Here is a 12,096-nt window from a genome sequence, read left to right on the forward strand (position 1 = left end):
GTCTGTTGAACCGATGGGGTGGGGCGGCACGAAGCTAGCGCGCTTCCACCACCTCGCCGTCCTCCTTCACGAACCGGCCGACGGGATGGTCCAGGAGATCGACAACGGCCTCCGAAGGCCGGCACAAGCGCGTGCCCTTTGGCGTCACCACGATCGGGCGATTGATCAGGATGGGATGTGCGAGCATCTGGTCGATCAGTTCGTCATCGGACCATTTGGGATCAGCGAGCCCGAGCTCCTTGTAGGGGGTTCCCTTCTCGCGCAGCAGTGCGCGGACGGATATTCCCATCGCCGCGATCAGTTGCTTGAGCGTGTCGCGCGACGGCGGCGTCTTGAGGTATTCAATGACGGTCGGTTCCACGCCGCTCTGCCGGATCATCGCCAGCGTGTTGCGCGAGGTGCCGCAGTCGGGGTTGTGATAGATCGTGACGCTCATTGGATGGTTTCCGTCATCGGGAGAGGGGCCGGCGCGCGCGAATGTCCGAGCAGCCAGTTCATCAGCAGTAGGCCGGCGAACGCTCCGCAGAGTTCCGCGAGGATGAATCCGGGCAGGTCAGTGGGACGAATGCCCGAGAACGTGTTTGTCAGGGAACGCGCGATGGCCACTGCCGGATTGGCGAACGAGGTGGAGGCCGTGAACCAATAGGCCGCCGTGATGTAAAGGCCGACCAGCCAGGGCACCGCCGTCCGCTGAAAACGGATGCCGGCCAGGATCGTCGCGACCAGCCCGAAGGCGGCGACGGCTTCGGCAAACCATTGCGGTCCGCCCGTTCGAACCTTGGTCGAGAGATCGAGCAGGGGCAATCCGAACATCAGATGCGCCGCCATCGTGCCCGCGATGCCGCCGGCGATCTGCGCAATCACGTAGAGCGCGGCTTCGTTCACCGGCAGCTCGCGCCTGCCGGTGAAGACCAGCGTGACCGCGGGATTGAAATGCGCCCTGGAGATCGGGCCGAGCACGGTGATCAGGACAACCAGAATGGCGCCGGTCGGCAACGTATTGCAGAGAAGCGCAAGTGCGACGTCCTTGGTCAGCGTCTCCGCCATGATGCCCGAGCCGACCACTGTGGCGACGAGAATGCCGGTGCCGAGCGCTTCGGCCGCGAGGCGTCGCGGAAGGTCGAAAGTGTCCATCAGCTGGCCTTCGGCTCTGGATGTGTTGCGCCGTCCGAGCGACCGATCTCGCGCAGCTGGGTGCCAAGCGACAGCTTGTCGATGCTTCCGAGCGGGAGGTTCACAAAGGTATCGATCCGATTCTTGAGATAGCGGAATGCGGTGACGAAGGCCGCTTGCTTCTCCAGACCGGTGCCGTCGGCGGCGGCGGGATCTTCGATTCCCCAATGTGCGGTCATGGGTTGTCCCGGCCAGACCGGACAGACTTCGCCGGCGGCATTGTCACAAACGGTGAGGACGAAATCCATCACTGGCGCATCGGGCTCGACGAATTCCGCCCAGCTCTTCGAGCGCATCCTGTCGGTGGGATAGTCCATGTTCTTGAGGGTGCGCAGCGCCAGCGGGTGGACCAGGCCTTTTGGCGTGCTGCCGGCGGAGAACGACTGGAAGCGGCCGGCGCCGTCTTTCCGAAGGATCGACTCGGCGAGGATCGAGCGCGCCGAATTGCCGGTGCACAGGAACAGCACGTTGTACATCTGATCAGACACGGGCTCGCCCCTTTCGTTTTGGAGAGCAGCAGGCTTGCAGGCTGTCGACGACGGGCTCGCAAACCTCCGGCCGCCCGCCGCAGCAATCGCGCAGCAGGAAAACCGCGACATCGCGGAATTCGGCGAGGTTGGCGCGGTAGACGATCGAACGGCTGTGCCGCTCGGAGGTCACGAGACGCGCGCGCGTCAGGATCGACAGATGGGCCGACAACGTGTTCGGCGGCACTTCCAGCAGGCGCGCGAGGTCGCCGGCCGCAAGGCCGTCGGGCTCGTGCCTGACCAGCGTCCGGAACGCCTCCATGCGGGTCGATTGCGACAGCGCGGCGAGCGCGAGGACGGCTTCTTCGGTTTCCATATATCCAGACTTATGGAATTATGGGCCTGACGTCAATCCGGATATCCGCCGTTCGCGGCGCTATATTTCGAACATTCTAGAAATATGGTTGACAGCGGAATCGAACCAGCACATGTTACGCGCCATGAAGATCGACGACGCAGCAGCACGCCTGGAAGCCTTGGGTAACAGGACCCGGCTTCAGATCTATCGTGCCTTGGTTCGGGCAGGGCACTCCGGCATGCCGGTCGGCCGCCTGCAGGATAAGCTGAAGATCCCGGCATCGACGCTGTCCCATCATATCAAGTCTCTGGTTGCGGTCGGGCTCGTCAGTCAGGTCCGTGAATCCACCACGCTTGTTTGCCATGCGAACTACGATGCGATGCAGGGCCTGGTGGATTTCCTGGTGGCGGAGTGCTGCGCGGACGAAGCCGAATGCGGCGGCGCTCAATCGGCGGCCTGATTTTTTTGGCTAATTATTCGATGATTCTAGAATAATGGGAGTAGCGAAATGAGCGGCGCAAAGACGGTAGCCATCATCGGGGCAGGGCCTGTCGGCCTCGCAGCGGCCGCGCACGTCCTTGAACGCGGCATGTCGCCCATCGTGCTGGAGGCCGGATCACAGGCCGGACACGGGATCCGCCAGTGGCAGCACGTCCAGCTCTTCTCGCCATGGGAATACAATGTCGACACGGCCGCCGCGCGTCTGCTCGCGCCGACGGGCTGGAATTCGCCGAACCCTCAGGCCTATCCGACCGGTGGTGAATTGCTCGAGGGATATCTCAGGCCGCTTGCGACGAGAACGCCGTTGCGCGAGGTGATCCGCACGTCCAGCCGCGTCTCGGCCATCAGCCGTGTCGGCTTCGACAAGGCGAAGACCAGGGGCAGGGAGCAGGCGCCCTTTGAAGTCCGCTATCAGAACGGCAAGGGGCCTGAAGTCCTGCGCGCCGATGCCGTGATCGATACGTCAGGCACATGGTTCTCGCCAAGTCCTGCCGGCAGCAACGGCCTGCCGGCGATCGGCGAGGCCGAGCGCGCTGACCGCGTCGCCTACGGCATGCCCGACGTGCGGGGTGCCGGTCGTTCCAGATATGCCGGAAAGACCGTTGCCGTGCTGGGCGCCGGGCATTCTGCAGTGGGCACGTTGATCGATCTCGCACGTCTTGCCGACGAGGTGCCGGGGACGCAAGCCGTCTGGCTGTTGCGTGGCGCTGATCCTGCAAAGGCCTTCGGCGGCGGCCGCAACGACAAGCTTGCGGCACGCGGCGAGCTTGGCAGTGCCTTTGCCGCGCTCGTGACCTCCGGAAAGATCAGGGTCGAGACCGAATTCGGCGTGACGCATCTTTGGGATTCCGAAGGTCGCCTCAAGGTCTCGGCTGGCGCCTGCTGTGGTGCGCGAAGTGTGGTCGTGGACGAATTGATCGTGTCGACGGGCTTCCGTCCCGACTTTTCGTTTCTGTCCGAGCTGCGTCTGCGGCTCGATCCGGCCATCGAGGCGCCGGTCGCGCTGGCGCCGCTGATCGATCCCAACGAACACAGCTGCGGGACCGTGCGCCCCCACGGCGCGCGCGAGCTCGCGCATGACGAGCCGGGCTTCTATCTCGCCGGCATGAAGTCGTATGGCCGCGCTCCGACCTTCCTCATGATGACCGGCTATGAGCAGGTCCGATCGATCGCCGCCGATCTCGCCGGCGACAGGGCGGCGGCGGAGAGGGTCGAGCTTGTGCTGCCGGAGACCGGCGTGTGTACGCGCGGAGGCGTCGAGTCCGGCGAGGCCGCAGGATGTTGCGGAGGCCCAGCGATGGAAGAGGTGTCGGCGTGCTGTGCCGCCGACGAAACAGCCAAGAAGGCCGGTGCCTCGGGTTGTGGTTGTTCATGACGCAGGTTCTTGCGGGCCAAGTTACTCGTTCACTTGCGGTTGTCGTCAAGCTCGGCACCACGCAAACCATTGCGTGGGCGTCGAGCTACTATCTTCCAGCCGTCCTGGCCGCTCCGATCGCGCGGGATCTTGATCTCGCACCGACCTATGTGTTCGCGGCGCTGTCGAGTGCGCTCGTCATCTCCGCACTTCTCGGGCCGCGTGTCGGCCATGCGATTGACCGGTTTGGAGGGCGTTATCTGCTTGCGGCATCGAATGCCATCTTCGTCGCAGGCTTGCTGCTGCTGTCCGTTGCCCATGGCGCGGCGTTGCTGATTGCCGCGTGGATGACGCTCGGGATTGGCATGGGTATGGGTCTCTACGAAGCGGCATTCGCCACGCTGACGCGCATCTACGGCACGCGCGCTCGCAAGGCGATCACCGGCATTACCTTGATCGCCGGCTTTGCGAGCACCGTTGGCTGGCCGCTCACGAGCTGGTTGGCGGCCGAGTACGGCTGGCGTGAAGCCTGCCAGATATGGGCGGTCATCCACCTCTGCCTCGCTCTGCCGCTCAATCTTTCATTGCCGCGTGCCAGGCCACTCGATCAGGCCTCTCAACCGGTTTCCGGAGCGAACCCGCATGGCGAACGCCAGAGCGAGACGTTTGCGATGGGCGTGCTGGCCTACATGTTTGCGGCTGCAAGCTTCGTCAGTTCGGGCGTTTCGGCCATTCTGCCCTCGATGCTGGTCGCGTTCGGCGCGACGCCGGCCCAGGCGTTGCTCGCAGGAACACTCGTCGGCCCGGCTCAGGTCGGCGCGCGCCTTCTCGAAGCGGGCTTGCTCAATCGTTTCCATCCGCTGTTGTCGGCGCGGCTCGCCATGCTGATGAATCCGATCGGTGTTGTCGCCTTGATTGCAGGCGGTTCACTCTTTGCGCCGGTTTTCGCCGTCCTCTACGGTGCCGGCAACGGGATCATCACGATCGCGCGCGGCACGCTGCCGCTGGTGTTGTTTGGACCGGTGGGCTTCGGCAAACGCGTCGGCATGATTTCGCTCCCGGCGCGGCTGACGGGTGCCGCAGCGCCGCTGGTGCTGGGGTTGATGGTGGAGCACATGGGTCGCAGTGCGCTATGGATCAGCGCGCTCGCTTCGGTCTCCGCATTCATCGCGCTTCTGCTGCTTCGCGTCGACCCGTCGCCGTCACGATCTGTCCAGGTAGGAGAGCAACATTCATAGCCTGAACGGTCGGGCTCTGATTGCGGTGATGTGCATCGGGCAGGTCGGCAATTTGCTGCCGCATGTGACGCTGTCGGCAAACCTCGCGCAGCACCTGATGCCGGCATGGGGACTCTCCGCCGCCGAAGGCGGGTTGATGGCGAGCGGTTACGCGTTCGGCTACATGCTCGCGGTGCCCTTGCTGACGACGTTGACCGACCGCATCGATGCGCGGCTCGTTCTGCTCTGGGGCTCGATCGTCAGCGGGCTCGCGACCGCCGCCTTCGGCATCTACGCGCAGGGCTTCTGGACAGGCACGGCGATCTGGTCCCTCGCAGGGCTTGGATTTGCCGGCGCCTACATGCCGGGTTTGAAGGCCCTGACGGACCGGCTGCCCGCCGGCGACACCTCGCGGGCGGTCACGTTGTATACGTCGAGCTTTTCGGTCGGTGTCGGCCTCTCGTTCCTGGTGGCGCAAGTGATTGCCGATCGCTGGGGGTGGCGGACCGCATTCGTCGTGACCGGCTTCGGTCCCATCGCGATGGTCGTCGCGTGCCTTTTGATGCAGGAGCAGCAGCCCGCGCCGAAGGCGGGGCGCCTCCTCAATTTCGCGCCCGTCTTCTCCAATCGTGAGGCGCTTGGATACATCTTCGGTTACGGCGCGCATTGCTTCGAGCTCTACGGCATCCGCACCTGGCTGGTCGGTTTCTGGACGTTCGTCATTGCTCATCAGGGCGCTCCGTCATGGCTCAGCCCGGTCGTGATGAGCTTCTGCTTCGCGGTGATCTCGATGCCCGCCAGCATCCTCGGCAACGAAGCGGCGCTCAGGTTTGGCCGCCATCGCGCGATCACGATCGTGATGATCGCGTCGGCCTGCGTTGCGCTGATCATCGGCTTCAACGCGACCGCCCCGGCAGGGCTGCTCGCGCTGCTGCTGATGATCTATGGCCTGACCGTGCCCGCGGACTCGGGCGCGTTGACCGCCGGCATGTCGGCCGCCGCCGTGTCGGAACATCGCGGCGCGACCCTGGCCTTGCATTCGACGATCGGCTTCGGCCTGTCCGCGCTCGGGGCCTGGGGAACTGGTGCTGCGCTCGACGCGGCGGGTGGCCCGCAGAGCGCAACCGGCTGGCTGCTGGTCTTCATCGTGCTTGGGGCGGGCATTGCGGTGGGGCCGCTCGCGTTGTTCTGGGCGCGAAGGGCCCGAGCGCCTTACGCTTGAGCTGGCTCTACTCGTGTTTCCAAACCTTCACAGCCGAGATGATCAAGATCACGGCCAATCCCGGCAAGAGAATCGAATTCGGGACGACGCCGAGAAGCAGGCCGCCGATGAGTGTGCCGACGATGGATCCGATCGCCATTGCAAGCATGAATTGCCGGTTGGCGCGGAGCACCGAAAAGCTCTGATCTCGACTATAGCGCGCAAATCCCACGAGCATCGTAGGAAGGCTCACCGCGAGTGAGAGGCTCCCTGCGAGCTTCACGTCTGCGCCAAACAACAGGATCAGGGTTGGGATCAGGAATTCTCCTCCGGCGACGCCGAGCAGTGACGCGACGACGCCGATCACGAAGCCTGCTGCGACGCCCGCGACAATCAGGCTCGCGCCCGTCAACGCCGGTGCAGTTGGTGCCGCAGTCACATGTGCGAACAGGAGCACACCGGCGATCAGGAGCAAGAGGACGGCGATGATCTTGTAGAGCGTTTCAGATTTGAGGCGCGTCGCCCAGGATGCCCCGGCGTAGGCGCCGACAAGGCTGCCGGCTAGCAGGTTCAGGATGATCGGCCAATGCAGATATATTTCCGCAAAGGGAACGGCGCGTGCGCGAAACGGCAGTGCACTCGCAACCACAATCAAGCTCGTCGCCTTGTTGATAACCACGGCCTCAAGGCCGCGAAACCTGAACAAGCTGATGAGCAGCGGCAGTCGAAATTCTGCGCCACCGAGGCCGATGAGGCCGCCCAAAGTACCGATGATTGCGCCCGAGCCGAACGCCGCGGAATTGTTTCGCATGGACACGACGGAAAAAATGCGCTGATGCGCAAAATCAATCTTGCCCGTAATCCGTCGTGGCGGGGAGCTTCACACCTGCTTACGGCAGGGCGTGGGGCTAAGGAAAAGTCTAGTCCAGAATTTTGCGTGTTGCAAACTTGGAATACCTGGCTTCGACCAAAGCTGTCATGAACGGGGCGGCATGCGATGCAGAACGCGTACGCTGGCAGGATCGACGCGCGCCGGCGCAACCGCAGTCACCGAGTTCGCCGCCCGCGTTGTGGTCTCGGGCTGTATTGCAAGCGCCTCGCGCATCCAACGGGGCCAGCGTTCCAAATCCAATTCCGAATTCGCGGGTAAACCGGCCTTGACGACCGCGACGGGCGACAATGGTTGCTTGATCATGGCATTCCTTCTCCGGCATGAAAAAACCCGCTGCGGATTTCTCCGCGCGGGTGTTACGAAATTATTCGATGGTGCCACTCTGCCAGTGTTTTGCCCGACGTGTCAAAGCGGAAAAGTGCGGTCGGCAGGGGATGCCTCGCCCCTGCAAACGCCCGCTCTGGCGCGACGTCAAAATTGCCAATCGCTTCAACACCCCCGCTACTGTGCATGGGGTTGTTTTCGCGCTTTTGGTTTTGAGGGCGGCTCAACGCCCGCGCGTCAGCGGCGTCCGCGCGGGGCTTCGGCCTTCGCCGGCGCATCGGTCTGTGGCCCGCAGCTCGCGGCCGCCAGCGAGCCTTGCGCCTGCGGCATCAGGCCGGGCTCGGCGGCCAGCGCCTTCATCACGATCAGGCCGGTGCTGCTCGGAGAATCGATGATCAGGCGGTCGGCCGCGGTGATCTCTTCGTCCTCGGGCAGGGCGTCGTGCTGTGCCTCCGTCATCAGGTCGAGCTCGATCACCTTCTTGCCGGCCGAGCGGTCGTTGATGGCGTAATAGGCGATCTCGTTGCGGGTGTAGAACGACACCGACGTGTAGGCCTGGCTCACCGGCACGGTGAGCTTGATCGGTCCGCCCGAGAGATCATAGCGGCAGATCGCGAGAGCAAAGGCCGGGTCCATGAACGGCATCGGCGAGGTGTTGGGATCGGCGAGCGGAAGCTGCGTCACGCCGTTGAGCTTGGTCATCGGCGTCAGCCGCGAATAGGCGTCCTGCGTTGCGATGCGCGGCAGCGCCAGCACGCTGACGAGATGGACCACGAGGCCCAGCACCACGCCGGCGACGATGGTGAATGCGAGCCGGATCATGAGCAGCCTACCGTCGAGATGGTGGGCATGGGCGCATCGCGCTGGGTGCGCGTCGCAACCCCGACAGGGGTGTCGTAGAGGCGGAACATCAGCGCATAGCGCTCGATGCCGCCGGTCGGCAGCCAGTTGCCGGCGCGCGAGCGCGCGGCGATGTGGATCTCGAACGAGCCGTCGGACTGGCGGATGATCTCCTGGCTGGTGAAGCCGTAGCGCTGCAGCGAGTTGGCGACGAGATGACCCTTGCGGTCATACAGCGTCAGCGTCCAGAACCGCGCCGGCGGCGTCACGCCGGAGACGACGACGTCGCAGCGGCCGTCGAGCGCCTTCTTCTTGCCGTCGGCGGTCGCGGTGAAGGCGACGCCGTCGCCGGTGCCGATCGGCAGCTCGCCGTTGCGCACGATGGTGGCGCGCGAATAGGGATCGACGTCGGCGGTGCCGGTGCGGGGGCGGGCGGTCCAGGGGCCGATGGTCAGCGCGCCGATCTCGGTGCCGCGCGTCGTCGTCATCCAGGTCGCGCCGAGGCCGACCACGGTCGCGAGCAGGAGGGCCGTCAATGTGATCAGGATCAGCCGCACGGGATCAGATCAGTTCTTGCGCGGGGTGGATGCGTTCGCGTTCTCCTCCGCCGCATAGTTCTGCGGGAAGGCGAGCGCGCTGTTCGACGATGCCGGCTTGGCCTGTTGGCTGTCGTTGGCCGTCGATTTGGTCGCGGTCTTGGCCGCGTCGTCGAGCAGCTTCTCGACGCGCACCAGGATGTCGGCGCCGCGCTTGGTCAGCACCGGCGGCGGACCGGGCTTGGTCTCCAGCACTTTCGGCGCCGCATTGGCCTGCGCGTTGGCGACGCGCTCGGGCGGCAGCTTCTGGCCCATGCCGATGCCGGGAATTTCGCGGACCTCGACGCCCTGATGGGCTGCGACCATGATGTCGTGCCAGGTCTGCGCCGGCAGCGAGCCGCCGGTCATGCGGTTGGTCGGCGAATAGTCGTCATTGCCGTACCAGACCGCGCAGGTGAAATTCCCGGTGTAGCCGACGAACCAGGCGTCGCGATAAGCATTGGTCGTGCCGGTCTTGCCGGCGGTCGGAATGCCATCCAGCGCGGCGCGGCGCGCCGTGCCTTCGCTGACGACGTGGCTCATCATGCCGGCCATATCGGCGGCGATGTTCGGCGGAATCGCCTGCTTCGGCTTCGGGCCGTCGCGGTCCCAGCGCCAGACCAGGTCGCCTGCGCCGGTGCGCACTTCCAGCACCGAATGCGGCGTCACCGACTTGCCGCGGTTCGGGAAGGTCGCATAGGCCACCGCATGCTCGAGCACGGTGACTTCGTCCGAGCCGATCGGCAGCGACGGCGTATCGGGCAGCGGCGCCTTCAGACCGAAGCGGCGCGCGACCTCGACGATCTTGGCGCGGCCGATCTTGGCCGGGTTCGGCGCCTTAGGCTGCTCCTTCTGTCCGATCGCGATCGACAGCTTGACCGGCACGACGTTGATCGAGCGCGTGATTGCCTGCGTCAGCGTCACCGCGCCGGAATAGGAATGGCCATAGTTCTGCGGACACCAATTGCCGATGCAGACCGGGCCGTCGACCACGATCGAGTTCGGCGTAAAGCCGTTCAAGAGCGCCGTGGTGTAGACGTAAGGCTTGAACGACGAGCCGGGCTGGCGATAGGCGTCGGTGGCGCGGTTGAACTGGCTCGCACCATAGTCGCGGCCGCCGACCATGGCGCGGACGCCGCCGTCGAGATCGGAGACGACGGTGGCCGCCTGCGTCGCGTGATAGTCGCGGCCGAATTGGCGCAGCTGGTTCTCGATCGCGTCCTCGGCAGCCTTCTGCACGTTGGTGTCGATCGCGAGGCGAACCACGAAGACGCGCTCGGTGTAGGACTTCGGGAAGGTGTCGACCAGCTTGCGCATCTCGTCGAAGGCGTAGTCGAGATAATAGTTCGGCGACGCCTCGTCGCGGCGGTCGACGGCGAAGGCCGGGTTGCGGCGGGCGCCGAACACCTGGCCCTCGGTCATGAAGCCGGCATCGACAAGGTTGTCGAGCACGACGTTGGCGCGGGCACGCGCAGCGGGCAGGTTGATGTGGGGCGCGTATTTCGTCGGCGCCTTGAACAGGCCGGCGAGCATTGCGGCTTCCGCAAGCGTCACGTCGCGCGCCGACTTGTTGAAGTAGAAATGCGCCGCACCATCGACGCCGAACGTGCCGCCGCCCATATAGGCGCGGTCGAGGTAGAGTTTCAGGATCTCGTTCTTGGTCAGGCGCCATTCCAGCCAGACCGCGAGGAAGGCCTCGTTGATCTTGCGCTCGATGGTGCGCTCATTGCTCAGGAACAAATTCTTGGCGAGCTGCTGCGTGATCGAGGAGCCGCCCTGGCGGACGCCGCCGGCCTGGGCGTTGGTGACGAGCGCGCGCGCGGTGCCGGCGATGTCGATGCCGAAATGCTCGTAGAAGCGGCGGTCTTCGGTCGCGAGAGTCGCCTTGATCAGCACGTCCGGAAAATCTTCCAGCGGGATCGAGTCGTTGTGCTTGATGCCGCGGCTGCCGATCGGGTTGCCGTAGCGGTCGAGGAACGTCACCGCCAGATCGGACTTCTTCAGCCAGTCCTCGTCCGCAGTCTCGCGGAAGGCGGGGATGGCGAGGATCAGCATCAGCACCATGCCGCCGAGGCCGAGCGTTGCGGCCTCCGACAACGGCTCAATGAACACCCAGCGCTTCCACCGCCCGACATAGAAGCGGTCCATGAAGGTCGAGTAGCGCTCGTAGAGCTCGCGGATGCCCTTGGCCGAGGAGAACAGCGAGGAGTCGATGCGCGCATCGAGGTCCAGGAAGAAGTTCCTGATACGACTCTTCCAGTTGGATGGTGTGTTTCTGGACCACCTAGAACCCTTGAGGCTCGCTTCGAAAGCGTTCAAGCACCCGGCCGGGGCGGCATCGAGACGTCTTGCGGGATTGTTGCGGCAAACCCAAGGCGCCCGTGTCGCGTCCGAGGGGACTTGCTGTTCTTCTAGCCGAGCGGGGCCTATAAACCAATGGTCAGGCTCGCAATTTTGAACAACAGGCCTAATTGAACCCCGGTTCATTACGGGCCTTGCGGGGGCATTGCTTGCAGCTTTCCGGCCGCGCGCCCTAGATGGCGCTGGCCGCATTTCTTGGGAATCGTATCAGGCGCATGACCGCAGCTCGCAAACGACCTTCAGACCAGGATGGATTCTTCTGGAAAACCAAGAAGATGGAGGACATGTCGACGGCCGAATGGGAGAGCTTGTGCGACGGCTGCGGCCGCTGCTGCCTGAGCAAGCTCGAAGACGAGGATACCGGCGAGATCTATTTCACGGATGTCAGCTGCAAGATGCTCGATTCCTGCACCAGCGGCTGCAAGGACTACGCGAATCGCTTCGACTTCGTCCCCGACTGCGTTGTCATGACCCCCGAAAAGGTCCGCACGCTGCCTTGGCTGCCGCCGAGCTGCGGCTACAGGCTGGTCGCGCAAGGGCGCGATCTCTATTGGTGGCACCCGCTGATCTCGGGCGATCCCAATACGGTGCACGAGGCCGGCGTCTCCGTGCGCGGCCGGGTCTCGGGCACCGAGGACGAGGTCCCGGATGACAAGCTCGAAAATTACCTGGTGCAATGGCCGGGGCAGATCCCGAAACGGGCACGCCTGAAGCGACGTCCGAAAGACTGATTAACCCGTAGTGCCGGATCAATTGTTCGGGATGACCCCGGTGCGGGATGCACCCATGCGCCGCGGTGCCTGCCTGAGAAGAACTTTGCTGTCTAGATTGGC

14 protein-coding genes are annotated in these 12,096 nt (G+C 64.4%); 5 read left to right on the plus strand and 9 right to left on the minus strand.

Annotation, left to right across the window (positions count from 1 at the left end):
- Positions 1-34: 34 nt before the first annotated feature.
- Genes arsC through V1280_RS42125 form a run of 4 tightly spaced genes read right to left on the minus strand, consistent with a single transcriptional unit; the run spans position 35 to position 2,016 of the window.
- The gene (arsC, locus tag V1280_RS42110) at positions 35-436 is read right to left on the minus strand and encodes an arsenate reductase (glutaredoxin) (protein ID WP_334536744.1); all 402 of its coding nucleotides are present in this window, start codon (positions 434-436) and stop codon (positions 35-37) included.
- Positions 433-1,134, minus strand: coding sequence for an MIP/aquaporin family protein (locus V1280_RS42115; protein WP_334536745.1), 702 nt, complete (start codon positions 1,132-1,134; stop codon positions 433-435). Before V1280_RS42115 ends, arsC begins: the two co-directional genes overlap by 4 nt.
- Positions 1,134-1,661: an arsenate reductase ArsC gene (locus V1280_RS42120; protein WP_334536747.1), complete on the minus strand. Its 528-nt coding sequence runs from the start codon at positions 1,659-1,661 to the stop codon at positions 1,134-1,136. The genes V1280_RS42115 and V1280_RS42120 overlap by 1 nt, the downstream gene beginning before the upstream one ends.
- Positions 1,654-2,016, minus strand: a complete 363-nt coding sequence (locus V1280_RS42125) for an ArsR/SmtB family transcription factor (RefSeq protein WP_334536748.1) — start codon at positions 2,014-2,016, stop codon at positions 1,654-1,656. The genes V1280_RS42120 and V1280_RS42125 overlap by 8 nt, the downstream gene beginning before the upstream one ends.
- A gap of 124 nt (positions 2,017-2,140) precedes the next feature.
- Here V1280_RS42125 and V1280_RS42130 point away from each other — a divergent pair, with 124 nt between their 5' ends.
- From V1280_RS42130 to V1280_RS42145, 4 genes are read left to right on the plus strand one after another with little or no spacing between them, the layout of a single operon-like run.
- On the plus strand, positions 2,141-2,458 hold the full coding sequence (locus V1280_RS42130) for an ArsR/SmtB family transcription factor (protein WP_334536749.1): 318 nt from the start codon (positions 2,141-2,143) through the stop codon (positions 2,456-2,458).
- 48 nt (positions 2,459-2,506) lie between these two features.
- A complete protein-coding gene (locus V1280_RS42135) occupies positions 2,507-3,874 on the plus strand; it encodes an NAD(P)-binding domain-containing protein (protein WP_334536750.1) in 1,368 nt (455 codons plus the stop codon).
- Positions 3,871-5,091, plus strand: a complete 1,221-nt coding sequence (locus tag V1280_RS42140) for an MFS transporter (RefSeq protein ID WP_334536751.1) — start codon at positions 3,871-3,873, stop codon at positions 5,089-5,091. The genes V1280_RS42135 and V1280_RS42140 overlap by 4 nt, the downstream gene beginning before the upstream one ends.
- Positions 5,092-5,119: 28 nt before the next feature.
- The gene (locus tag V1280_RS42145; protein WP_334536753.1) at positions 5,120-6,292 is read left to right on the plus strand and encodes an MFS transporter; all 1,173 of its coding nucleotides are present in this window, start codon (positions 5,120-5,122) and stop codon (positions 6,290-6,292) included.
- A 7-nt stretch (positions 6,293-6,299) separates the two neighbouring features.
- Here the strand turns inward: V1280_RS42145 and V1280_RS42150 are convergent, their stop codons facing one another.
- From V1280_RS42150 to V1280_RS42170, 5 genes are all read right to left on the minus strand, one after another.
- Entirely contained in the window at positions 6,300-7,082 is a 783-nt protein-coding gene (locus V1280_RS42150; protein WP_334536755.1) for a sulfite exporter TauE/SafE family protein, read from the minus strand.
- A 165-nt stretch (positions 7,083-7,247) separates the two neighbouring features.
- Entirely contained in the window at positions 7,248-7,466 is a 219-nt protein-coding gene (locus V1280_RS42155) for a hypothetical protein (RefSeq protein ID WP_334536756.1), read from the minus strand.
- Between the two features lie 258 nt (positions 7,467-7,724).
- Positions 7,725-8,309, minus strand: a complete 585-nt coding sequence (locus V1280_RS42160; protein ID WP_334536758.1) for a DUF1254 domain-containing protein — start codon at positions 8,307-8,309, stop codon at positions 7,725-7,727.
- Positions 8,306-8,884 (minus strand): DUF1214 domain-containing protein, encoded by a 579-nt coding sequence (locus V1280_RS42165; protein WP_234681231.1) that lies wholly within the window; start codon positions 8,882-8,884, stop codon positions 8,306-8,308. The genes V1280_RS42160 and V1280_RS42165 overlap by 4 nt, the downstream gene beginning before the upstream one ends.
- Before the next feature lie 9 nt (positions 8,885-8,893).
- Positions 8,894-11,221: a transglycosylase domain-containing protein gene (locus V1280_RS42170; RefSeq protein WP_334536759.1), complete on the minus strand. Its 2,328-nt coding sequence runs from the start codon at positions 11,219-11,221 to the stop codon at positions 8,894-8,896.
- A 257-nt stretch (positions 11,222-11,478) separates the two neighbouring features.
- On the opposite strand from V1280_RS42170, the gene V1280_RS42175 reads away from it, so the two are divergent.
- Positions 11,479-11,994, plus strand: a complete 516-nt coding sequence (locus V1280_RS42175) for a YcgN family cysteine cluster protein (protein WP_334536761.1) — start codon at positions 11,479-11,481, stop codon at positions 11,992-11,994.
- Positions 11,995-12,096: the final 102 nt, after the last annotated feature.

Source organism: Bradyrhizobium sp. AZCC 2230 (assembly GCF_036924495.1).
In the GTDB taxonomy this organism is placed as follows: Bacteria; Pseudomonadota; Alphaproteobacteria; order Rhizobiales; family Xanthobacteraceae; genus Bradyrhizobium; species Bradyrhizobium rifense.

Excerpts from the sequence above, each read along its gene's own strand:
- arsC (WP_334536744.1), bottom strand. The coding sequence starts at position 436 with ATGAGCGTCACGATCTATCACAACCCCGACTGCGGCACCTCGCGCAAC.
- V1280_RS42115 (WP_334536745.1), bottom strand. The coding sequence starts at position 1,134 with ATGGACACTTTCGACCTTCCGCGACGCCTCGCGGCCGAAGCGCTCGGC.
- V1280_RS42125 (WP_334536748.1), bottom strand. The coding sequence starts at position 2,016 with ATGGAAACCGAAGAAGCCGTCCTCGCGCTCGCCGCGCTGTCGCAATCG.
- V1280_RS42130 (WP_334536749.1), top strand. The coding sequence starts at position 2,141 with ATGAAGATCGACGACGCAGCAGCACGCCTGGAAGCCTTGGGTAACAGG.
- V1280_RS42135 (WP_334536750.1), top strand. The coding sequence starts at position 2,507 with ATGAGCGGCGCAAAGACGGTAGCCATCATCGGGGCAGGGCCTGTCGGC.
- V1280_RS42140 (WP_334536751.1), top strand. The coding sequence starts at position 3,871 with ATGACGCAGGTTCTTGCGGGCCAAGTTACTCGTTCACTTGCGGTTGTC.
- V1280_RS42145 (WP_334536753.1), top strand. The coding sequence starts at position 5,120 with ATGTGCATCGGGCAGGTCGGCAATTTGCTGCCGCATGTGACGCTGTCG.
- V1280_RS42150 (WP_334536755.1), bottom strand. The coding sequence starts at position 7,082 with ATGCGAAACAATTCCGCGGCGTTCGGCTCGGGCGCAATCATCGGTACT.
- V1280_RS42155 (WP_334536756.1), bottom strand. The coding sequence starts at position 7,466 with ATGATCAAGCAACCATTGTCGCCCGTCGCGGTCGTCAAGGCCGGTTTA.
- V1280_RS42160 (WP_334536758.1), bottom strand. The coding sequence starts at position 8,309 with ATGATCCGGCTCGCATTCACCATCGTCGCCGGCGTGGTGCTGGGCCTC.
- V1280_RS42175 (WP_334536761.1), top strand. The coding sequence starts at position 11,479 with ATGACCGCAGCTCGCAAACGACCTTCAGACCAGGATGGATTCTTCTGG.